The following is a 21,313-nucleotide window of genomic DNA, read 5'->3' on the forward strand; positions in this document are numbered from 1 at the left end:
GTTCGATAATGGTCGTCAGGGGCGACTAAGAGAGAGAGATCCGGGCAGACGATGGCGTGGACACGTGTACTCACGCTGGGGGTGTTCGGCGTGGTCGTCTATGTCGTCGTGCCGTCCGCGTGGGGCCAGTCCGTCGTCTACTACTCGGTCGCGGCCCTCGCGGTCGTGAGCATCGGACTCGGGACCAACGCGAACTGGCCGCACAACATCCTCTCGGCGCGGCTGTTCACAGCCGGGGTCGCGTCGTGGGTCGCAGGCGACGTCGTGGTCGGTTTCCAGGAGGATCCGAACGCCCTCGGGTCGGTCGCCGAACCGCTCTACATCGCCGGGTACATCGCCATCATCTGCGCCCTGGCCACCGTCACCGTCGGCGGGCGCCGCGTCATCCGCACCGCGGAACTGCTCGAGAGCGCCATCGTCGCCGTCGGAGTCGGTCTCGCGTCGTGGACGTTCGTCGTGGTCAACCGGTCACCCGAGATCGGCGGCAACACGTGGGCTGCGGTTGTCTACACCAATCTGGATGTTTTTCTGCTCGCCATTCTCGGCTATTTCCTGTTGTCGCGACGGTCCCGCACCGCAACACTCGGACTGACCGCGGTTGCGCTCACGATCATGGCCGTCAGCGACTACGCGTCGTACGTTCTTCTCGATCCGTTGGGCCGGTACAGCGAGACCGCGACGAACGCTGCCTGGCTGCTGTCCTACGTCTTGATGGCCGCTGCGGTTCTGCATCCCCTTCCGCGTATCGATCCAGCCAAGGCGCCGTCGGCTCGGGTCATGCCGTCGCTTCCGGCCTGGCGTCTGGTGCTGCTCACCTTCGCCGTCAGCATCGCGCCCGTCGTCATGGTCATCGAGCTGGTGCGCGGCCTGCCGGTCGAAGTGTGGGGGTGGGTCGTGGTGCTGTCGTCCGCGGTCCTCACCCTGCTGGCGTCCACGCGGGCGTACGTCATCCTGCGCGACCTACGACGCTACGCACGCAAGGTGCACGACTCCGCACGCACCGATCTGCTCACCGGTCTCGCGAACCGGCTGTCCCTCACCGAGTGGGTGGAGGAGCTGCTGGACGTGCACGACCACGAAGGTGTGGCGCTCCTGGTCGTCGACCTCGATCGGTTCTCGCACATCAACGAGACGTTCGGCTACGGCACCGGCGATCGGGTGCTGACCGAGGTGGGAGCGCGCATCGGATCGACGTTGGGGCCGAACGGTCTGGTGGGGCGGCTGGGAGGCGACGAATTCGTCGTCGTGCTGGCTCCCGAAGCGCGTCACGACACGGCCGTGTCGACGGCGCGCGCCATTCGCCGAGCCGTCGGCAAGGAACTGCGCGTCGGCGATATCGAGCTGGGTATCGAGGTCACGGTCGGAATTGCGTTGTCCTCCAGCGTTCTTCGACCGAGCGCCGAGGTGCTGTTCCAGCGAGCGCATCTTGCGATGACCGAAGCCGAGCGCCGGCAACCACGCCTGGCGGTCTACAACCGGTCGATGGACATCGACCGGCATCGCCAGCTGCGTCTGATGAGCGAGATTCCCAAAGCCATTGCCGAACAGGAACTGCGGTTGTTCTACCAGCCACTGCTGGACCTGCGAACCGGCCGGGTGACGGGGGTGGAGACGCTGCTACGTTGGCAGCATCCCGTCGACGGTTTGCTCTGTCCGGGAGACTTCCTTCCCAGTGCCGAACAGACCGGAATGTTGCCCGCCATCACCTCTTTCGTCCTGCGTGAAGCGTTCTCCCAGTGCCGACGCTGGCGCGACGACGGGCGCGACCTGTCCGTCGCGGTGAACCTTTCGGTGCGAAATCTCGTCGATTCGACTCTTTCCGAACAGGTTCGAGTCGAGCTGTCCCGAGCCGGCATTCCCGGATCCGCAGTAGCATTCGAGGTGACCGAATCCGACGCGATGACCGATCCGACGAAGTCGATCGAAACCCTGCTGTCCCTGCGCGAGCTCGGTTCGTCGATATCCGTCGACGATTACGGCACCGGCCACAGTTCGCTCGCGTATCTCAGTTCGCTTCCCGTGCAACAACTGAAGATCGACCGATCTTTCGTCACGACGATGACCACGGACCCCGCCAACGCCGCGATCGTCCGGTCGACGGTCGACCTGGCTCGGGGTCTGGGGGTCAGCGTTCTCGCCGAGGGTGTGGAGGACGAGGCGACGTTGGTCGCCCTGCGCGGCCTCGGTTGCGACGCCGCCCAGGGATTCCACATCGCCGAGCCCATGCCCGCCGCGGCCGTCCTCTCCACCGTCTCTTCGATAGAGGGCAGGTCCGGCGTACTAGCCTGAGCGGAATGCCAGGCGGGCAGGCCGGAGGCCCGTCGAAACGAGAAAGAGGCGTCACATGCGCGCAGTTCAGGTCACCACCCTCGACGGCCCGGAATCAGTCACCGTCGCCGACATCGACGAACCGTCGGGTGACGGGGTGGTGGTCGACGTCCGCGCCGCCGGAGTCGCGTTCCCCGACGCACTGTTGACGCGCGGCCTCTACCAGATGAAGCCCGAGCTGCCCTTCGTCGCCGGCAGCGAGGTCGCGGGGGTCGTGCGGTCCGCTCCGGACGGTTCGGGATTCGCGCCGGGCGATCGCGTTGCCGGGCTCACCGGGTTCAGTGGAGGGATGGCCGAGGTTGCGGTCGTGCACCCGGATCTGACGTTCCGCCTTCCCGATTCGATCTCGTTCGAGGCCGGTGCGGGGGTGCTCTTCAACGATCTGACCGTGCACTTCGCCCTACGTGAACGTGGTCGGCTGGCCGCCGGTGAGACGGTGTTGGTGCATGGCGCGGCGGGTGGGATCGGTACGTCCGCGCTGCGTCTCGCCCCACTGCTGGGCGCGGGCAGGGTGGTAGCCGTGGTCAGCACCGAAGCGAAGGCCGATGTCGCGCGGTCGGCCGGCGCCACCGACGTGGTGCTCGTCGACGGATGGCGCGAGGCGGTGAAGGAACTGACCGGCGGGAAAGGTGTCGACGTGATCGTCGACCCGGTGGGCGGTGATCGATTCACCGACAGTCTGCGGTCGTTGGCTCCCTCGGGGCGCATCCTCGTCCTGGGGTTCACCGGTGGTGAGATTCCCACGGTGAAGGTGAATCGGTTGCTGCTGAACAACATCGACGTAGTCGGAGTCGGGTGGGGTGCGTGGTGGATGTCGCGGCCCGGGTACACCGCGACACAATGGGAGGAGCTCGAACCGTTGTTCGCCTCCGGCGAGTTGAGTGCTCCGGAACCGGTCGTCTACCCCGTCGACAAGGCGGCGGAAGCAATCGCGTCCCTCGAAAATCGCACGGCCGCAGGCAAAGTCGTGATCTCCTTCACGACTCCCGACCGGCCTCCGCTCGCATGAGCTACGACGACGGCCTCACCGTCCGACGCGAGGTGATGGGTGACGCGTTCGTCGACCGCGCCCTGTCGAATTCCGCCGGGACGGACTCGGAGCAACTGCAGAAGCACATCACCGAACACGTGTGGGGCTCGGTCTGGACTCGCCCGGGGCTGGATCGCCGCAGCCGAAGTCTGCTGAACCTGGGCATGCTCATCGCGCTGCGCGCCGACGACGAACTGGCCGGACACGTGCGCGGTGCTCTCACGAACGGACTGACTCGGGACGAGATCGTCGAGTCCGTGATCCATGCCAGCGGATACGTCGGGGCGCCCGCCGCTCTGGCTGCCATGCGAGTGGTGCAGAAGGCACTGGTCGACGAGCTCGGTGAGCTGTCGGAGTAGCGCAGTATCGTGAACGGCATGCGCATCGGAGCCCACGTCCGCAACTCGGATAACCCACTCGAGGAGGCCGAGGCACTCGACGTCGACCTCGTTCAGCTCTTCGTCACCGATCCGCAGAAGTGGAAGAAGCCCGTCGTGGGTGAGGGGCTCGAGCGCATTCGCGACAGCGCCGTCGACGTGGTGGTGCACTCGTCGTACGTCATCAACGTCGCCAGCCTGAACAACCGAATCCGCATCCCCTCACGCAAGTCCGTCACCGAGCAGGCCGCGGTGGCTGCCGAGGTGGGGGCGCTCGGGCTGGTGGTACACGGTGGGCACGTGCGTGACGGCGAAGATCCGGACGAGGGGATTGCGAACTGGCGCAAGCTTTTCGAGCGGCAAGCCGAATCCGGCGGGTTCGCGGTTCCCATCTGGATCGAGAACACCGCCGGCGGCGACTTCGCGATGGCACGACACTTCGACGCGATCGCCAAGCTCTGGGACGCGGTGGGTGAGTTCGGCGCAGGGTTCTGTCTGGACACCTGCCACGCCTGGGCCGGCGGCGAGGACTTGGTGGGCGTCGTCGAGCGCATCAAGGCGATCACCGGACGGATCGATCTCGTCCACCTGAACAACTCTCGCGACGACTTCGACTCCGCACGCGACCGTCACGCGAACCTCGAGGAGGGCACCATCGAACCGGAGGTGCTCGTCGAGGTCGGTCGAGCCTCCGGCGCGCCGGTCATGCTCGAGACTCCGGCCGAAGGTATCGCCGCCGACGTGGCGTACTTGCGCTCGTTGTGAGCGAGCCGCACCCGGGCATGATCGCCAGGGTGTTCGCGGTGCTGAACTCGTTCGGAGACAACAGGACACGGCTCACGCAATCCGACCTGTCGCGCTCCACCGGTCTCCCGCTCCCCACCGTGCACCGGCTGTGTCGACAGTTGGTGGACCACGGTGCCCTCGAACGTGACGACGACGGGCACTACACGATCGGGGTGCGGATCTGGGAACTCGGATCGCTGGCCCCGCGCGCTCACGGGCTACGCCAAGTCGCGCTTCCCTACCTGGAAGACCTGTACGAGGCAACGCACCAGAACGTGCAACTCGTCGTGCTGGACGGAACGGATGCGCTCTACATCGAACGGTTGTCGGCCCGCAACGCTGTCCCGCTGATCTCGAGGGCCGGTGGGCGCCTCCCGCTCCACGCGTCGAGCGGTGGTCTGGTTCTGTTGGCGCACAACCGAATCGAGTTACTCGATCAGGTGCTGGCCGGCGGGCTGGCGGCGTTCACCCCGCACACCGTCACCGACGAACACCGACTGCGCTCCGTCCTCGCCGACATCCGTCGTACCGGGGTGGTGGTGTGCCGGGAGTATCTGAACTTGGGGTCGCTGGCCATCGCCGCGCCGGTACGACGGGGGAACGAGGTGGTCGCCGCCGTGTCGGTCGTGATCTCGGTACGGGACGATCCGGCGCCGGTGGTGCCGGCGTTGCGGGCGGCGTGCCGGGCTATTTCGCGTGGGCTGATCTGACGCTTACCAAACGGGGAACGAACTATTTCTCGAACCGCGCCTTGTACTCTCCGTACCCCTCTGCTTCGAGCTGGTCGACAGGGATGAAGCGCATCGAGGCGGAGTTCATGCAGTACCGCAGACCGCCGTCGGCCTTGGGTCCGTCCTTGAACAGGTGGCCGAGGTGGCTGTCCCCGTTCGCGGAGCGGACCTCGGTGCGGAGCATGAAGTGGCTGAGGTCGCGCTTCTCCACCACGTTCTCCGGCTCGACCGGCCGGGTGAAACTGGGCCAGCCCGAACCGCTTTCGAACTTGTCCTCCGAGGAGAACAGCGGCTCACCGGAGACCACGTCGACGTAGAGACCGGGCTCGTGGTTGTCCCACGTCTCACCGGTGAACGCGGGTTCGGTGCCGTTCTTCTGGGTTACCTGATACTGCTCGGGTGTGAGAGCCGCAACGGCCTTCTCATCTTTGCGATACTGCTGCGTCGACATCGACGTCCTTCCCTTCGTACACGACCACACTTTCGGTGTCGGTCGTGGATTTGCGTACCGAGAACAAGGCGAGAAGCGCGATGAGCGCTCCCGCCGTCATGGTGATGGCGATGGCGGGACCATCGTTTCCGAGCACTCCGACCAGCGGTGCAACCAAGGCGCCGAGGCCGAACTGGGCCGCGCCGAGGACCGCGGCGGCGGTGCCCGCTGCTTCGCCGTGACGGGACAGAGCCAGTGCGGGCGAGTTGGGGATCACGAAGCCCGCGGCTCCGAGAACGAACCACACCGGAATCAGGAAGCCCCACATGCCGCCGATCTCGAACTCGGTGGTGACGATCAACGCCGCGCCGGCGATGGTCGAGGCGAGCAGAGCCGCGATCACGATCTGCTTGGGGTTGTAACGCTGCAGCAGAACGACATTGAACTGCGACGCGCCGATCAGCGCGATCGCACCGACGGCGAAGACCAGCGAGAACTGCTGCTGACCGAGGCCGTACTGGTCCTGGAGGACGAACGACGATCCCGAGATGTAGGCGAACAGCGCCGCCATGCCCAGTGCGGCGACGAGCACGAGCACGACGAACTGCCGGTCCCGGAACAGCGATCCGTAGGTCCGGAACACCGGTCCGAACTCCAGTTCACGTCGCTTCGGTTGCGGCAGTGTCTCTTTGAGCAGGAAGATCGCAACGAACATCAGAGCCAGGCCCAGCACCGCGAGCATTGCGAAAACCCCACGCCACGATCCGTGGACCAGGATGACGCTGCCCAGGCTGGGTGCGACGATGGGGGCCACTCCCATGACGAGCATCAGACGCGACATCACGGTGGCGGCGGCGTTGCCGTCGTACAGGTCGCGAACGACAGCCAGTGCGATGACCATGGCGGCTGCGGCGCCGAATCCTTGAACGGCGCGAAGCACGCCGAGCACGGCGACGTTCGGTGCGATGACGCAGAGCATCGACGCGACGATGTGGATGACGGTGCCGGCGATGAGGGGTCGGCGTCGACCGAGGGCGTCGGACAGTGGGCCGACCACCAGCTGACCGATGGCGAGGCCGATCAAGGTGCCGGTGAGAGTGAACTGAACTGCCGCGTCCGTGGACTGGAGATCGTCGGTGATCGCGGGGAGGGCAGGCAGGTAGGTGTCGATCGTCAGCGGCCCCAAGGCCACGAGGGCACCGAGGACGAGGATGGTGCGTAGGCGCGAGGTGGGCGCGGCGTTCTGGAGACTGTTCTCCATGTGCGAATCTCCCTGAACGTTCTGTATGTGTGCCTTACCCGTGATGCAGCGTCCCGAAGCCTCGTTATGTTCCCGAAGTACGTTGCCGGCGGGTTAACACTCAGCGGGTTCGGAGCGCGGGGACCGTCGGCTTCGTACTGCGGCCCTCTTCCAACGCCTCACCGAGGGTGTCCGCCCAGGCGACCAACCCGTCGACGTCGACGCCGTGTGGTGGGTCGAGGTGGTACGGCCAGATTCGGTTCCGCCCCTGCATGAGAAGCGACAGCGCCCCCCGCTCGTTACCCCGCAGAAGGTGCGTGAGGCCGACGGCCAGTTGCGCCAGTCCCTGCCACAGCGCGCGTTCGCCCGGGACGGAAATCTTCCAGGTGCCTTCCAGAATCTCGTGCGCATGGAAGGGCATGCCGGCGTCGAGCAGGCGTTGCGCTTCGGTCAACGACTCGTCCGGCGGCAATTGGACATCGTCTGGGATGCGCGGAACCCCGACCGACCCGCGCGGCATCGGCCTCCCCAACTCGTCGCGAGGACGTGAGTTGAGGGGGCGGCCGTCGATGTCGCGTTCGCGGGCGATGAGTTACTCGCCGACCTTGTCCGAGGTGGCCGTCAACAGATCGAGTTCGTCGGCGGTGAGCGTGAGGGTGGTGGAGTCGAGCAGGCTCTGAAGCTGGTCGATGCGGCTGGCGCTCGCAATGGGAGCCACGATGCCGGGACGTGAGAGCAACCAGGCGAGAGCAACCGTGGCGAGCGAGGTGCCGTGCGCGTTCGCGACGGTGTCCAGTGCGCCGACGACCTCGAGCCCGGCGTCGCTGAAGTACCCCTGCGTCAGACGCTCGCGCGGAGTGTTCGCGAGGTCGTCACGGGTGCGGTACTTGCCGGTCAGGAACCCGGACGCGAGCGCGAAGTAGGGGAACACGCCGAGATTGTTCGCTTCGGCGATGTCGCGGATCTCCGGCTCGTACGACCGGCGGTGCACCAGGTTGTAGTGCGGCTGGATGGCGATGGGGAGGGCGAAACCCTCGCGTCGGGCGATCGACAGCCACTCCTCGATCCGTGCCGGCGAGTAGTTGGAGATCGCGACGTAGCGAACCTTCCCGTCCTTCACCAACCCGTCGAAGGCTGCGAGCGACTCGTCGAGCGGAGTCTTGTCGTCGTCGTAGTGTGCGTAGTAGACGTCGATGTGATCGGTCTTCAGGCGGGACAGGGATGCGTCTGCCGCGGCGCGAATGTTGTCGGGCGCCAGGCCCTTGAAGTCGGGATGCTGGCTGACCTTCGTAGCCAGAACGATGTCGTCGCGGTTGCCGCGGGCGGTGAACCACGAGCCCAGCACGCTCTCGGACTCGCCACCGGAGTTTCCGGGCGCGAACGCCGAGTACGAGTCCGCGGTGTCCACGAAGTTGCCGCCACCGGCGACGAACGCGTCGAGGATCGCGTGGGAGTCCTTCTCGTCGCTGGTCCAGCCGAATGTGTTGGCGCCGAGAGCGAGAGGAAAGACGTCGAGGTCAGAGTTTCCGATCGTGGTCATACGAGGTGCAACCAGGATCGGGTGAGGGGTATTTCGTGTGTCAGTGCCATCGGTGATCCGCAATCTGCGTCCGCGGCCCGAATCGCGGCCGCAAGGCGGTGCCGCTGATCTCCAGGAGTCGAACCGCGCGATAGCGGTGCGGACGCAGCGGCTCCATGTACGCCACCATCTCGTCGTCGGTCATGGGTTTACCCGTCAGCGAGCGACCTACGACCGTGGCCAGGTGATAGTCGCCGACGGACAGAGCATCTGCGTCACCGAGCGCGCGCTGCGTAACCTCCGCTGCCGTCCACAACCCGATTCCGGGCACGAACCGGAGCCGACGCTCGGCGTCCTCTCGATTCATCGTCGTGATCGCTTCGAGTTTGTCGGCGTACTGAGCAGCCCGAACAATCGTCTTGGATCGCTGAGGGTCGACGTTGGCGCGATGGAACTCCCACGACGGAATGCGTCGCCAGACCTCGGGCGGCGGCGGAACACGCATGCCCTCGGGGGCGGGTCCGGGGGCCGGCTCCCCGAACTTCCGCAACAGATATCGCCATGCGGAGAACGCCGACGCGCCGTGAACCTTCTGTTCGAGGATGGCCGGCACCATCGCTTCCATCACCCGGTTCGTCCTGCCGATCCGAAAATGCGGAAAGCGTCGGTGGGCTTCCTTCAGAATCGGGTGGTCGGGCGCGAAACCGTCCGGGTCGTCCTGCGCTCCGACGATGCCTGGCACCGTCTCGAGAAGTTCCGCCGCGCCCGGTCCCCACGCCTCGCAGTGGGCGTCGTCGCCCGCGCGGGTCAGTCGGTAGGTGACCGGCCCCGACGGCATGAGCGAACACCGCCACAACGACCCGTCGGCGATCTGGCGATGCGCCGGGTCGCCGGGTCCGCGCCGGTTCGGCGAGAGCGTGCGAGCCAGGGCGACCGGATGCCCGACGCTGACGGTGACCTCCACGGGGCCTGTCAGAAACCGCCGGCGACGCGCACCAGCGCCCGACCGGTATAACCGCCGTCGCGAATGGAGTCGATGACCGAGGTGACGTTCTCGACGTCCACCTCGCGCGTGATCGACGCCAGGTGCCGCGGCTTCAGATCGGTGGCAATGCGCTTCCACAGCGCGCGGCGCTCGTCGATCGGCAACTGCACCGAGTCGATACCGAGCAGGTCCACGCCGCGAAGGATGAACGGAAGCACGGTGGTCGGCAGGGACGGCCCGCCGGTGAGACCGCTCGCGGCCACGGCGCCGCGGTACTTCAGCGTGCTCAGAACATGTGCCAGCGTCTTGCCGCCGACGCAGTCCACGGCGGCAGCCCACTGCGATTTCCCGAGGGGCCGCGGCTTGACGTCCGGATCTTCGGGCAACCGGCCGATGACGGTCGAGGCGCCCAGCTCGGTGAGGAAGTCGTGTGCGTCGGATTTGCCGCTGGAGGCGACCACCTCGAAGCCCGCCGCCGCAAGCAGATCGACGGTGACGGATCCGACGCCGCCGGACGCTCCAGTCACCAGCACCGGGCCGTCGTCGGGTGTCAGTCCCCGATCGAGCAGCGCAGCGACCGACATCGCGGCCGTGAACCCGGCGGTGCCGATGGTGGCCGCGTCGGCGGGGGACAACCCGTCCGTCAACTTCACGACCCACTCGGCGGGCACTCGGGCACGCTCGGCGTACCCGCCGTGCCGGGCGGTACCGATGTCGTATCCGTGGGCGACGACGAGATCGCCCGGCGTGAACTCGTCGCTGTCGGACGAGATGACCTCACCGGCGACGTCGATACCCGGAACGATCGGATAGTCGCTTACCACTCCACCTTTTGGGGTGACGGCGAGGGCGTCCTTGTAGTTCACGCTGGAGAAGTGGACCGCAATGGTCACCTCTCCCGGTGGCAGGAACGACTCGTCCACTGTCTCGGGCGCGAAGTCGATCGTCCCGTCGCCTTCACGTGCGACCCAGGCTTGAAAGGAGGTGCTCATGCCGAAGACCCTAAGCCCGCCGACCGACACGACCGACACGACCGGCCTCCGGCCTTCCCGAACGGCCTCCGGCCTTCCCGCGGCGCGGGACCGACGGATTGTCGGTGGCCCGTCGTAAGGTGCGCAGCGTGATCATCGTGAGTACCGACGGCTCGTGCCTGAAGAATCCTGGAGGCGCCATCGGCTGGGCGTGGGTCAACCACCTCGGGCCGCAGGCTTCCGGAGGGTGCGCGTCGGGCACGAACCAGATTGCCGAGCTGCGAGCGCTGCTCGAAGCCATCCGTGCACACGGTGGGGACGAGCCCCTGCTCATCGAGTCCGACTCCCAGTACGCCATCAAATGCGCGTCGGAGTGGCTGCCCGGATGGAAACGCAAAGGCTGGCGAACGGCCGGCGGCACGCCGGTGAAGAACATCGACCTCGTTCAAGCGATCGACCGCGCCATCTCCGAGCGGGAGGGACCCGTGCGGTTCCGGTGGGTCCGCGGACACGTCGGAAACCAGTACAACGAGATGGCCGACGAGTTGGCGGGTGCCGCCGCGCGGGCCGTCCTGGCCGGCGGCGAGACGTCCCCGGACGTGGTGCGCGCCGAACCGGTCACTCTGTTCTAGAGGTGGCCTTCGGGTCGTCGGACGCCTCCGTGGAGGTATGCGGGGTCGGCAGCGTCTTGCCGTCGTCGCGAAAGTCGCCGTCGTGCTCTTCTTCGCTGCCGTCCAACGTGTCGGGACCCTCGTCGTCCGAATGATCGTCGAACTCGCGGACAGCCTCGGCGCGCTCGCCGGGACTCTGCGCATCGTCCGCGTCCAGACCCTTGGTGTGAGCTGCCGGGTCCTGCGTCGCATCGACTGTGTTCTCTGAGCTGTCGGTCATGTCCAGGAGAGTGCCCAGTACGGTCGACCTCGAACCGTCCGACTCGATGAAGAGTCCGATCCGATGAGGAGGATGTATGTCCGACGAACTGGTAGTGCGCCGAGTGATCGAAGCCACCGCAGCCACGGTCTTCGAAGCGCTGAGCGATCCGAAGGTCCAGGCCGAGATCGACGGGTCGGGAATGCTGAAAGGAGCGGTCGATCCGAAGCCGCTCACCGAGGTCGGTGACGTGTTCACGATGAAGATGCATCAGCCCGAGCTCGGTGACTACGTCATGGAGAACACGGTGTTCCTGTTCGAGCAGGATGTGCGGATCGGCTGGGAGCCGCAGCGTCAGGGCCAACCGCCGCGTGGCTCACGGTGGTCGTGGGAGTTGGACGTTGTCGATTCCGAGCGCTCCGGGCTGACCCAGATCTACGACTGGTCCGGTGTCACGGACTTGGAGTTCAAGAAGGTCTTTCCCCGCGTGACGGAGCAGCAGATCGTCGCAACCATGCAGCGGCTGGCCGATCACCTGGGTGTGTTGCTCGAGGACAGTTAGCCGCGGGTCTTCAATCGCGAGGTGGGCATCGACGGAGCGTGAAGCCATGCTCCGTCGTACCCCTCGACTGTGCCGAAATGTGTTGCAGTACGGGTGTGGTCGACTTCGGCGTTCCATTGTTCGCGGTATGCCACGATCTCGTCGTGCGTGCGCCCCATGAAGTTCCACCACATGATGACCTGTTCGCCGAACGGTGTGCCGCCGAGGAGCAGGACGCGCGCAGCGCCTCGGCCGCGGTTCCGGATGCGAATCCTGTCGGCGTCGGGTGCGAGGTAGCCCATCGCGCCGTGGTCGACCGGGGTGCCGTCGACGAGTACGTCTCCGGAGTCGACGAGAACGCCGTGCTCGAAGGTCGGGTCGACGGCAAAGGTCTCCTCGCTCTCGGGCTCGAGCACGATCTCGGCGCCGAGGAGGGGGCTGAACGTGGAAACGGGGGACGCGTCACCCGCGAGCGATCCGAGGAAGACCCGAACGGTAGCGTTTCCATGGTCGACGCCGTCGGGTACGTAGTGCTCGAAATGTGCTGCGGTATTTCGACTCTCGTCGGGGAGTGCAACCCACAACTGGGCGCCGTGCAGGATGGTCGTCGCCGGCGTCGACACCTCCGAGTGCGCGATACCGGACCCCGCGGTCATGATGTTCAACTCGCCGGGGCGGACCATTGCGTGGGCACCCGTGGAATCACGGTGCTCGATCTCGCCGCTGAAAAGCCAACTGACCGTTTGCAATCCGGTGTGTGGGTGCGGCGGAACGTTCATGCCGCCACTGACCGCAACGTCCTCGGGGCCGAAGTGGTCCGCGAAACACCACGCTCCGACGAGGGTTCGCTCTCGCGACGGCAGAGTTCGCCGAACCGTCATGGCGCGCGGCCCGCCGAGGGGGACCTCGCGGGGAACGATGACCTGAACGTCGCTGCGCACCTGCACGGTCGAGGCGCACACCGTCTCCGCGGGGGCGGCTTCCAGATTACTCATGACGCCTCCGGTGATCAGGGCTTGCTGTGTGCGCTGGCGACCTGAATACGCAACTCGTCCAGTTCTACGCGTCGGCCGTCCTCGGTGCGAACTTCGGCGGCCACCGCGGATCCGGTCGCGTCCTCGACGACGTCCAACGGCTTCCCGCGGGGCCCTTGCAGATAGGTGTCTCCCCACTGCATGAGGCCGATGATCACGGGCACCAGATCGCGCCCCATCTCGGTCAGGACGTACTCGTACCTCGTCCGTGATCCAGGAATCTTGTAGGGCCGACGCTCGAAGATGCCGGCTGCCGCCAGCTCTTTCAACCGCGCTGCCGTGACTGCTTCGGTGATGCCGACCCGATTCGCAAAATCGTCGAAACGCGTGGTGCCGTAGATCGCTTCGCGCAGGATGAGCATGGCGGATCGGGTGCCCACGACGTCGAGGGCCTTCGCGATGGAGCAGTGCCTAGCCTGCCACGAGTCCCTGTCCTCGAGAACGCCTTCCAGCCGTGCTGCCATCGGTTCAGGATACGTGACTCTCATAGTGCATAGTCAGGTTGTCGTTCATTCGGTTGCTAGGGCGTGGGCAGCGGCGTGATCGTGACGCTGAACCGGTCTTCGAGGTTGTTCTGGAACTGATCGTTGCACGACGCGATCGCCTGCTCGTTGCCGTTCGCGTCGCTCAGGCACGTCGCGTAGTCACCGACACCGATCTTGTCCGCAGCCCACACCACCACCCAGAGGAACGCGATTCCGGCGATCACACCGATGACGCCGAGAACGATGCCCGTGAGTGCAACGCCACCGTTGGTCGCGACGCGCTTCTTGACGCGGGAGCGGCCCAGGAAGCCGAAGAGAATTGCGAGAAGTCCGAGGACGATTCCGAAACCGAAGCTCCAGAACGCGAGAATCGACAGGATGCCGAGGATCAGTGCGGCGAGGCCGAAACCGTTCTTGGGGGCGACGGGTGGCTGGCCGTACTGGGGTTGGCCATACTGCTGGGGTTGGCCGTACTGGGGCTGGCCGTACTGATTCGGCTGGTTGTACGGCTGCTGTGGATCGCCGCTGGGGTAGGGATCGGTGGGACCGGTCATTGCTGACTCCATTGTTCGGCGAGGTCGGGTGGACCGACTGTAAAGGACAAACCGCCCTCGACCACGAAAAACTTTGCTGACTATGGAATATCCGAGCCTGCGTACGCATTGTTGGCTATGTAGAACCACAGTCAGCTTCGGAAGGTGAGTCCCATGGCACAGTCATTCGGTCGCGACGCAGTCATCGTCGGCGCAGTCCGCACACCCGTAGGCAAAGGAAAGGGCAGCGGCGCGCTCCACGGTGTCCACCCCGCAGACCTGCTCGCGCACAGCCTCAGGACACTTGTCGACCGCGCCGGCATCGATCCTGCACTCGTCGACGATGTGATCACGGGTGCGGTCACGCAAGCGGACGAGCAGGCGTTCAACATCGCGCGCACGGCCTTGCTGGCCGCCGGGTATCCGGAGTCGGTTCCCGGCACCACCGTCGACCGCCAGTGCGGAAGCAGTCAGCAAGCCATTCACTTCGCCGCGCAGGGCGTCATGTCCGGTGCGTACGACGTCGTGGTCGCCTCCGGTATCGAATCCATGGGCCGGGTACCCATGGGGTCTAACGTCCGCCCGGGCTTCGACCCCCGCGGACACGATTTCGTCGCCCGGTACCCGGACGGGCTGGTCGGGCAGGGCCACAGCGCCGAACTGATCTCCGCCGAGTGGGGGTTCTCGCGCACCCAGCTCGACGAGTTCGCCGTCAGAAGTCACGAAAAGGCCACCACTGCAACGAAAGAGGGCCGCTTCGCCACCGAACTTGCCCCGATTGCCGGATTGGAGACGGACGAGAACATTCGTCCGGGCTCGGGTGTCGAGACGTTGGCAGGCCTGAAGCCTGCGTACTACGACGAGGCCGTCGGCCGTCGCTTCCCGCAGATCGAATGGAACATCACCGCCGGTAACGCCAGTCCACTGAGCGACGGAAGTGCGGCCGTACTGATCACCACCAGCGAGGTTGCGGCCAAGCTCGGTCTCACCCCGCTGGCGCGCATTCACAGTGTGGCAGTGATCGGTTCGGACCCGCTGTACATGCTGACCGGTGTCATTCCCGCCACGAAGAAGGTACTCGAACGCGCCGGGCTGACGATCGCCGACATCGACCTGTTCGAGGTCAACGAGGCCTTCTCACCGGTCGTGCTGGCGTGGGCTCGGGACACCGGAGCGGACCTCGCGAAGACGAACGTCAACGGCGGCGCCATCGCCATCGGTCATCCGCTCGGTGCGAGTGGTGCGCGCATCATGACCACCATGGTCAACGCCCTGGAGCAGACGGGCGGTCGCTACGCATTGCAGACCATGTGTGAGGCAGGCGGATTGGCGAACGCGACGATCATCGAACGGATCTGACGGGTCTCCACAGCTGCTGCCGGTAGTCCATGTAGGACACGACGGCGACGTGCGGAACGGTGAGTGCCGAGATCAGCACGAGGTACACACCCAGGGCCGCGCCGCCGGTGTCGTGGGCTCCCGGCAGCGCGACCGCCATGACCACGAGCAGAACGATGGCAGCCGCGGTGGTGGGGAGAGCGCCTCGCGCCAGATCCCACACGCGAGTTCTCAGCGGCTCCCGGTTCACCGACCCGATACTGTCCAGCCTGACGAAGTGTCGCAGCGCGTGCCAGAGCGAGAAGTAGAGGCCGACCGCGAGTATCGGCGGAACCACGACGAAGAAGATCAGCAGCGCAACGACTTCCGCTTGATCACGCCACCAGGCGCGACGGTCTCCCGCCGTACAGCGCCGCCTCGTCACGAGCGCCGTCGCGACCAGAAACGCGATGAACGACCCCGCGAGGACGGTGCGCAAGGTGGGGTCGTCGAGTGGCGTCGAGGTGGGCCCGGCGCGATCGAACAACGAGACGGAAGCACCCAGGACCATGTGGAAGCTCTCGGGGTGGAACACAAGAGGAATCAGCATCGGAAGGCCGCCGCGGGAGACGACAGCCGCGCATCGAAGAGGTGCAGTGTCGAGGTAGCGCGAATCGTTGATCGCCACGAGTGCGTAGAGATCGCCTTGGCCCCAGTGAAACCACGTCAGCGCGACGAAAGCGATGGCCGCTGCGGTTGGCACCCACATCCACAGCAGTGCGGTGGCACCCGCGAGTACTCCGTACAGAGCGACGACACGAGCGATCGAGGCCAACGACTGGCCGCGACGATCCAGCCACGCCGGAACCAAATGGTCCAGAGCGCCGTGCGGCAAACCCAGCACGACAAGGCTGAGTGCGAACGGCACGTACTGCCAGAGCAGAGGAATCGGTGTCACCGCGCAGACGGCCGTCAGTAGAACGAACGCGACGAGGACGGGCACCAGCAGGCGAGCACGAATCGCGGCGGCATCGCCGTCGCTGACCGATTCGAATGTATACGTTGATTTTTCGGCACTGGGAATGGCCATCTGCGACCTCGGATCTGTCGTTCATGTGTACCACCGCAGGGCGGCCCGTGATCGGTTCCGTGAAAGTTCGTCCGGGTTGGGGAGCCGGTACGAACCACTGGTGTCGGTGATCAAGACCACAGCCAGACGCAGTGCCTCTTCCGCTGTCCTCTCCCACACCGACGCTTATTCACGTCGACTCTGGAGGGACATCTTGATACCCGATTCTATTTCCGCGGGACAGCACGATGCGATCTACAACATTTTTTCGTTGGTGATCGCATCGCAACTGTTCGCTGCCTTGTTCATGATCGCCTGTCTCCCAAGAATTTTGCCACGATATCGACAGGCCATGATCGTTGCGGCGACGGTGTGTGGGATCGCCGCCTACCACTACTTCCGCATTTTCAACTCCTTCAACAGCTCGTTCGTCACGGACTCTGTGGGTGGCAAGGGTGACTACACCCAGGCCGCGGGCGAGGGCTTCAACGAGGGTTACCGCTACGTCGACTGGCTGCTCACCGTGCCGCTTCTCCTCGTCGAATTGGTCGCTGTGCTTGCGTTGGCGCGCAAGCTGCAGACCAGTCTGCTGCTGCGCCTCGTTCCGGCTGCGGCCCTGATGATCATTCTCGGTTATCCTGGAGAACTGAGCGGCGACAACAGTATTCGGACGATCTTCGGCACGCTGTCGACAATTCCGTTCCTCTACATTCTCTACGTTCTGTTCGTGGAGATGACGAAGTCGCTCGGCAATCAGCCGCCGCAGGTGCGTTCGACAATCAGTCGTCTGCGCATCCTGCTGGTTGCAACGTGGGGCGTGTACCCGATCGCGTACCTGCTCCCGCAACTCGGCTTCGATGGAGCGGCTGCGTGGACGGGCAAGCAAATCGGCTACTCGATTGCGGATATTCTCGCGAAAGCGTTGTACGGCTTGATCATCTACCGCGTTGCTCGCATCAAGTCCTTCGCGGACGATCCGTCGTTCGCCGAGAACGAGTTGTCGGTGGAGGAGGCCCGCGAAGTGCTCGGGAATTCCGAGAGAGCGAAGTCCCCGGCTGGACGAAACTGATTCCTACGATCTGAGCGGGTGCACTCGACCACTGTCACAGTGGCCGAGTGCACCCGATTTTCGTCACAAGATCGTGACCTTTGCTCAGCTTTTCTCGTCGTACAGTTCGGACACGGTCGGTCTGTCTCGAACGAGAAGGGAACGCCATGCGGAAAATTTTCGCCGCTGTCGTCTTGTCCGTCGCAATGCTCGGCGTGATGCCGGGGGTCGCGTCCGCGAATCCGACGTCGACGTACACGACAGTGACGGGTCCGAGCCCGTACCCGTGGGAATCGCCTCTCACCCTCGGCGTGAGTGGCTCGGGTGTGGAGGAATCGGTCGATCAGGGCCCGGTCGTCGCGAAGTTGGCCGTCAATGTGCAGCCCCCGACCACGGACCCCCTGTACAGCCAGCAGTTCCGCTTGCTCACGTTCGGAACCCACACGGAGATCCGGTGGCGCAACACGGCCACGGGTATGTCGGGAACCGCGGTGAGCGACAAGTCGCTGCAATACCCGGCGGGCGGGGCGGTCATCGATACCGGTATCGGCACTGTCGAGTACACCGTGATCGTGACGGTCGGAGCGTTCGTGCCGCAGATCAACCCGCAGACGGTCACCGCCTCCGGCGTCGTCCAGGTGGACGTGCGTCGCTAGCCGCTCCGCTGACGGCGAACGGCGGAAGATTCGGGAACACAACTGGCGTGTGTGAAGTTGAGCTGATCACGCTTAACTTGAGGAGAACCCCATGACCGAACCGACACGTCTCCCCGTGCTCTTTCTGACCGATCCCGTGGTCCTTCCCGGCATGGTCGTGCCGGTGGAACTCGACGACTCCGCGCGCGCCGCCATCGACGCCGCACGCAGCACCACCGACGGCAAACTGCTGGTCGCACCCCGTCTCGACGACCGCTACCCCGCGTACGGCGTCATCGCATCCATCGTGCAGATGGGTCGTCTGGCCACCGGTGAGCAGGCCGCCGTCATCAAGGGCGAGGGTCGCGCCCACATCGGATCCGGGGTCAGCGGACCCGGCGCAGCACTGTGGGTCGAGGCCGAGCCTGTCGATCAGGCTGTCATCACCGACGACACTCGCGCTCTGGCGGGCGAGTACAAGAAGCTAGTCCTGGCGATGCTGCAACGCCGTGATGCGTGGCAGGTCATCGACTCGGTGAACAAGCTCACCGACCCGTCCGCTCTTGCCGACACCGCCGGGTACGCGTCGTACCTGACGGACGTGCAGAAGCGCGAGCTTCTCGAAACCCCCGATGTCGCAGAGCGTTTGACTGCACTCATCGCATGGACGAAGGATCACCTCGCCGAGGTCGAAGTCAACGACAAGATCGCCGGCGACGTCCGCGACGGTATGGAGAAGACGCAGAAGGAATTCCTGCTGCGCCAGCAACTCGCCGCGATCCGCAAGGAGCTCGGCGAGGACGAGCCCGACGGCGCGGACGATTACCGCACCCGTGTCGAGATGGCCACCCTCCCGGACAACGTGCGGGAAGCAGCGATGCGCGAAGTCGGCCGGCTCGAACGCTCCAGCGATCAGAGCCCCGAAAGTGGTTGGATCCGAACCTGGCTGGACACCGTGCTCGACCTTCCCTGGAACGAACGCACCGAAGATTCGACGGACATCGCGGCTGCGCGGGCCGTTCTCGACGCCGACCACCACGGACTGGACGACGTGAAGGACCGCATCGTCGAGTACTTGGCGGTTCGTGCGCGTCGCGCCGACCGCGGTCTGCAGGTGGTCGGCGGGCGCGGCTCCGGTGCCGTGATGGTGCTGGCCGGTCCTCCCGGAGTGGGCAAGACATCGCTCGGTGAGTCGGTCGCACGGGCCCTGGGACGTAAGTTCGTTCGCGTCGCCCTCGGCGGTGTCCGAGACGAAGCAGAGATCAGAGGTCACCGTCGGACGTACGTCGGCGCCCTGCCCGGTCGTATCGTGCGGGCGATCGGTGAGGCGGGATCGATGAATCCCGTCGTGCTGCTCGACGAGATCGACAAGGTCGGATCCGACTACCGCGGCGATCCGAGCGCAGCGCTGCTCGAGGTGCTGGACCCGGCGCAGAACCACACGTTCCGTGACCACTACCTCGATCTGGACCTCGACCTCTCCGACGTCGTGTTCCTCGCGACCGCCAACGTGATCGAGCAGATCCCGGCGGCCCTCATCGACCGCATGGAGCTGATCACGATCGACGGCTACACCGAAGACGACAAGGTGGCCATCGCGCGTGATTACCTGCTGCCTCGCCAGGCCGAGCGCGCTGCGCTGACGGCCGAGGAAGTGACCGTCACCGACGCTGCCTTGCACAAGATCGCAGCCGACTACACCCGTGAACCGGGTGTGCGACAGTTCGAGCGGCTGCTGGCCAAGGCCCTCCGCAAGGCCACGACCAAGCTTGCGGCGTCGAGCGATGCCATCGTCATCGACGAGCCGGATCTGGTCGGCTACCTGGGCCGCCCGCGATTCACCCCGGAGTCTCACGAGCGGACCGAGGTGCCCGGTGTGGCAACAGGTCTGGCCGTGACCGGACTCGGTGGGGACGTGCTGTTCATCGAAGCCGGATCGAACGAGGGCAAAACGGGCTTGGCCCTGACGGGTCAGCTGGGCGACGTCATGAAGGAGTCCGCGCAGATTGCGCTCTCGTACGTCCGCGCACACGCAGTCGAGTTCGGGATCGAGCCGGCGGCATTGGATCGCAGCATCCACGTCCACGTTCCGGCCGGAGCAGTGCAGAAGGACGGGCCCTCGGCGGGCGTCACCATGGTGACCGCGTTGGTCTCGATGGCGACGGGCCGACCGGTGCGCTCGGACGTCGGCATGACCGGCGAGGTGACGCTGAACGGGCGGGTTCTGCCGATCGGCGGTGTGAAGCAGAAGCTTCTCGCCGCGCAACGGGCCGGTCTGAAGACGGTGTTCATCCCGGCGCGCAACGAGCCCGATCTCGATGACGTCCCTCAGGAAGTCAAGGACGCGTTGGACATTCGTCCGATGACCGACGTGGCCGAGATCGTGGCGCTGGCTCTGGAAAGCCAGGCAGTGACAGAGCGGGCTGCCTGAGCCGTAGCTCGAGTTCGAGAGCCCTTTGTCTGTTCGAGAGCCCTGCAGGGCCCGCGGATGGATGCAGGGCTCTCGAACATCTGCCGTAGGCGGATACTGACGAGATGAAGACGATCCTGGTAACCGGTGCTGCCCGCGGTATCGGCAGAGTGACGGCGCTCGAGCTGGCCGGTGCGGGCTGGCACGTGTTCGCGGGGGTGCGCAGCGAAGCCGACGGAGCGTCGTTGGCTGCGGCCACCTCGGGTTCCCTGACCCCGGTACTGCTCGACGTGACCGATGCAGACCAGGTTGCCGCCCTGGACGGCGTACTCCCCGATCGGCTCGACGCGGTGGTCAACAACGCCGGCATCGTCGTCGACGGACCGGTCGAGACACTCTCGGCGGAGGCACTGCAGAAGCAATTCGACGTCAACGTGTTCGGGGCGATGGCGGTGACCCGCGCGGTTCTGCCGCGGATCCGGCGGGCACAGGGCCGCATCGTGTTCGTGTCGTCGGTGAGCGGCCGAGTCTCGACGCCGTGGATGGGTGCCTACTGCGCATCGAAGTTCGCGTTGGAGGGGTTGGTGGACGCACTTCGAATGGAGCTGCGGCCGTGGAAGATCGGTGTGAGCCTCGTCGAGCCGGGTGCCACCGCCACCGACATCTGGGGCGGGGTGAACGAACAGGTCGACGCCACGGTAACCGAGTTGAACGACGAGCAGAAGTCGCTGTACGCCAAGCATATTCGCGGAGTACGCCGTGTCATGCCCATGATGCAGAAGCAGGCCGTGCCGGCGTCGAAAGTCAGCGCGGTCATTATCGCAGCGCTCACCGCTCGTCGGCCCAAGGCGCGGTACCCCGTCGGCGCGTCGTCGACGGTGCAGATCGCGTTGACCACGATCACCCCCACCCGGTTGACGGACCTCACCCTGGCCACGGCCATGGGTATCCCCCGTCGGCCACCACGCGCCTGA

23 protein-coding genes are annotated in these 21,313 nt (G+C 65.5%); 12 read left to right on the top strand and 11 right to left on the bottom strand.

What is annotated here, in order from left to right; genetic code table 11:
- The first annotated feature begins 51 nt into the window (after positions 1 to 51).
- From IEW02_RS01410 to IEW02_RS01430, 5 genes are read left to right on the top strand one after another with little or no spacing between them, the layout of a single operon-like run.
- Positions 52 to 2,289: a putative bifunctional diguanylate cyclase/phosphodiesterase gene (locus IEW02_RS01410; RefSeq protein ID WP_188542926.1), complete on the top strand. Its 2,238-nt coding sequence runs from the start codon at positions 52 to 54 to the stop codon at positions 2,287 to 2,289.
- A 55-nt stretch (positions 2,290 to 2,344) separates the two neighbouring features.
- Positions 2,345 to 3,337: an NADPH:quinone oxidoreductase family protein gene (locus IEW02_RS01415; protein WP_188542927.1), complete on the top strand. Its 993-nt coding sequence runs from the start codon at positions 2,345 to 2,347 to the stop codon at positions 3,335 to 3,337.
- The gene (locus IEW02_RS01420) at positions 3,334 to 3,717 is read left to right on the top strand and encodes a carboxymuconolactone decarboxylase family protein (protein ID WP_188542928.1); all 384 of its coding nucleotides are present in this window, start codon (positions 3,334 to 3,336) and stop codon (positions 3,715 to 3,717) included. The genes IEW02_RS01415 and IEW02_RS01420 overlap by 4 nt, the downstream gene beginning before the upstream one ends.
- Positions 3,718 to 3,735: 18 nt before the next feature.
- A complete protein-coding gene (locus IEW02_RS01425; RefSeq protein WP_188542929.1) occupies positions 3,736 to 4,500 on the top strand; it encodes a deoxyribonuclease IV in 765 nt (254 codons plus the stop codon).
- Positions 4,501 to 4,517: 17 nt separating this feature from the next.
- Positions 4,518 to 5,231, top strand: a complete 714-nt coding sequence (locus tag IEW02_RS01430; RefSeq protein WP_188543929.1) for an IclR family transcriptional regulator — start codon at positions 4,518 to 4,520, stop codon at positions 5,229 to 5,231.
- Between the two features lie 22 nt (positions 5,232 to 5,253).
- Here the strand turns inward: IEW02_RS01430 and msrB are convergent, their stop codons facing one another.
- The 6 genes from msrB to IEW02_RS01460 all read right to left on the bottom strand — a co-directional run bounded on the left by msrB (position 5,254) and on the right by IEW02_RS01460 (position 10,418).
- Positions 5,254 to 5,703: a peptide-methionine (R)-S-oxide reductase MsrB gene (gene msrB, locus IEW02_RS01435; RefSeq protein ID WP_188542930.1), complete on the bottom strand. Its 450-nt coding sequence runs from the start codon at positions 5,701 to 5,703 to the stop codon at positions 5,254 to 5,256.
- Positions 5,675 to 6,943 carry a multidrug effflux MFS transporter gene (locus IEW02_RS01440; RefSeq protein WP_188542931.1) on the bottom strand — a complete coding sequence of 423 codons (1,269 nt, stop codon included), beginning with the start codon at positions 6,941 to 6,943 and terminating at the stop codon, positions 5,675 to 5,677. Before IEW02_RS01440 ends, msrB begins: the two co-directional genes overlap by 29 nt.
- A 100-nt stretch (positions 6,944 to 7,043) precedes the next feature.
- Positions 7,044 to 7,442, bottom strand: coding sequence for a DUF309 domain-containing protein (locus IEW02_RS01445; protein WP_188542932.1), 399 nt, complete (start codon positions 7,440 to 7,442; stop codon positions 7,044 to 7,046).
- Positions 7,443 to 7,514: 72 nt separating this feature from the next.
- Positions 7,515 to 8,462: an aldo/keto reductase gene (locus tag IEW02_RS01450; protein WP_188542933.1), complete on the bottom strand. Its 948-nt coding sequence runs from the start codon at positions 8,460 to 8,462 to the stop codon at positions 7,515 to 7,517.
- Positions 8,463 to 8,502: 40 nt separating this feature from the next.
- Positions 8,503 to 9,405: a DNA-3-methyladenine glycosylase family protein gene (locus IEW02_RS01455; RefSeq protein WP_371829898.1), complete on the bottom strand. Its 903-nt coding sequence runs from the start codon at positions 9,403 to 9,405 to the stop codon at positions 8,503 to 8,505.
- A gap of 8 nt (positions 9,406 to 9,413) precedes the next feature.
- A complete protein-coding gene (locus IEW02_RS01460) occupies positions 9,414 to 10,418 on the bottom strand; it encodes an oxidoreductase (protein ID WP_188542934.1) in 1,005 nt (334 codons plus the stop codon).
- A 128-nt stretch (positions 10,419 to 10,546) separates the two neighbouring features.
- Here IEW02_RS01460 and IEW02_RS01465 point away from each other — a divergent pair, with 128 nt between their 5' ends.
- A complete protein-coding gene (locus tag IEW02_RS01465; protein ID WP_188543931.1) occupies positions 10,547 to 11,029 on the top strand; it encodes a ribonuclease H family protein in 483 nt (160 codons plus the stop codon).
- On the opposite strand, the gene IEW02_RS01470 is transcribed toward IEW02_RS01465, so the two are convergent.
- Complete coding sequence (locus IEW02_RS01470; RefSeq protein WP_188542935.1) at positions 11,016 to 11,288, bottom strand: autophagy-related protein 2; 273 nt, start codon at positions 11,286 to 11,288, stop codon at positions 11,016 to 11,018. The two genes, IEW02_RS01465 and IEW02_RS01470, sit on opposite strands and share 14 nt — an antisense overlap.
- A 76-nt stretch (positions 11,289 to 11,364) precedes the next feature.
- Here IEW02_RS01470 and IEW02_RS01475 point away from each other — a divergent pair, with 76 nt between their 5' ends.
- Entirely contained in the window at positions 11,365 to 11,829 is a 465-nt protein-coding gene (locus IEW02_RS01475; RefSeq protein ID WP_188542936.1) for an SRPBCC family protein, read from the top strand.
- Here the strand turns inward: IEW02_RS01475 and IEW02_RS01480 are convergent.
- Genes IEW02_RS01480 through IEW02_RS01490 form a run of 3 tightly spaced genes read right to left on the bottom strand, consistent with a single transcriptional unit; the run spans position 11,826 to position 13,881 of the window.
- A complete protein-coding gene (locus tag IEW02_RS01480; protein ID WP_188542937.1) occupies positions 11,826 to 12,803 on the bottom strand; it encodes a pirin family protein in 978 nt (325 codons plus the stop codon). The genes IEW02_RS01475 and IEW02_RS01480 overlap by 4 nt on opposite strands.
- 14 nt (positions 12,804 to 12,817) lie before the next feature.
- Positions 12,818 to 13,306 carry a winged helix-turn-helix transcriptional regulator gene (locus IEW02_RS01485; protein WP_188542938.1) on the bottom strand — a complete coding sequence of 163 codons (489 nt, stop codon included), beginning with the start codon at positions 13,304 to 13,306 and terminating at the stop codon, positions 12,818 to 12,820.
- Positions 13,307 to 13,362: 56 nt separating this feature from the next.
- Positions 13,363 to 13,881: a DUF4190 domain-containing protein gene (locus IEW02_RS01490; protein WP_188542939.1), complete on the bottom strand. Its 519-nt coding sequence runs from the start codon at positions 13,879 to 13,881 to the stop codon at positions 13,363 to 13,365.
- Between the two features lie 153 nt (positions 13,882 to 14,034).
- Here IEW02_RS01490 and IEW02_RS01495 point away from each other — a divergent pair, with 153 nt between their 5' ends.
- A complete protein-coding gene (locus IEW02_RS01495) occupies positions 14,035 to 15,219 on the top strand; it encodes a thiolase family protein (RefSeq protein ID WP_188542940.1) in 1,185 nt (394 codons plus the stop codon).
- Here the strand turns inward: IEW02_RS01495 and IEW02_RS01500 are convergent.
- The gene (locus tag IEW02_RS01500; protein WP_188542941.1) at positions 15,203 to 16,267 is read right to left on the bottom strand and encodes a Brp/Blh family beta-carotene 15,15'-dioxygenase; all 1,065 of its coding nucleotides are present in this window, start codon (positions 16,265 to 16,267) and stop codon (positions 15,203 to 15,205) included. The two genes, IEW02_RS01495 and IEW02_RS01500, sit on opposite strands and share 17 nt — an antisense overlap.
- On the opposite strand from IEW02_RS01500, the gene IEW02_RS01505 reads away from it, so the two are divergent.
- The 4 genes from IEW02_RS01505 to IEW02_RS01520 all read left to right on the top strand — a co-directional run bounded on the left by IEW02_RS01505 (position 16,260) and on the right by IEW02_RS01520 (position 21,313).
- Positions 16,260 to 17,315 (top strand): bacteriorhodopsin-like, encoded by a 1,056-nt coding sequence (locus IEW02_RS01505; RefSeq protein ID WP_188542942.1) that lies wholly within the window; start codon positions 16,260 to 16,262, stop codon positions 17,313 to 17,315. The two genes, IEW02_RS01500 and IEW02_RS01505, sit on opposite strands and share 8 nt — an antisense overlap.
- 146 nt (positions 17,316 to 17,461) lie before the next feature.
- On the top strand, positions 17,462 to 17,950 hold the full coding sequence (locus IEW02_RS01510; RefSeq protein WP_188542943.1) for a hypothetical protein: 489 nt from the start codon (positions 17,462 to 17,464) through the stop codon (positions 17,948 to 17,950).
- Between the two features lie 91 nt (positions 17,951 to 18,041).
- Positions 18,042 to 20,360 carry an endopeptidase La gene (gene lon, locus IEW02_RS01515; protein ID WP_188542944.1) on the top strand — a complete coding sequence of 773 codons (2,319 nt, stop codon included), beginning with the start codon at positions 18,042 to 18,044 and terminating at the stop codon, positions 20,358 to 20,360.
- 104 nt (positions 20,361 to 20,464) lie between these two features.
- Positions 20,465 to 21,313, top strand: a complete 849-nt coding sequence (locus IEW02_RS01520; protein ID WP_188542945.1) for an SDR family oxidoreductase — start codon at positions 20,465 to 20,467, stop codon at positions 21,311 to 21,313.

It is taken from the genome of Rhodococcoides trifolii, from assembly GCF_014635345.1.
GTDB lineage: Bacteria > Actinomycetota > Actinomycetes > Mycobacteriales > Mycobacteriaceae > Rhodococcoides > Rhodococcoides trifolii.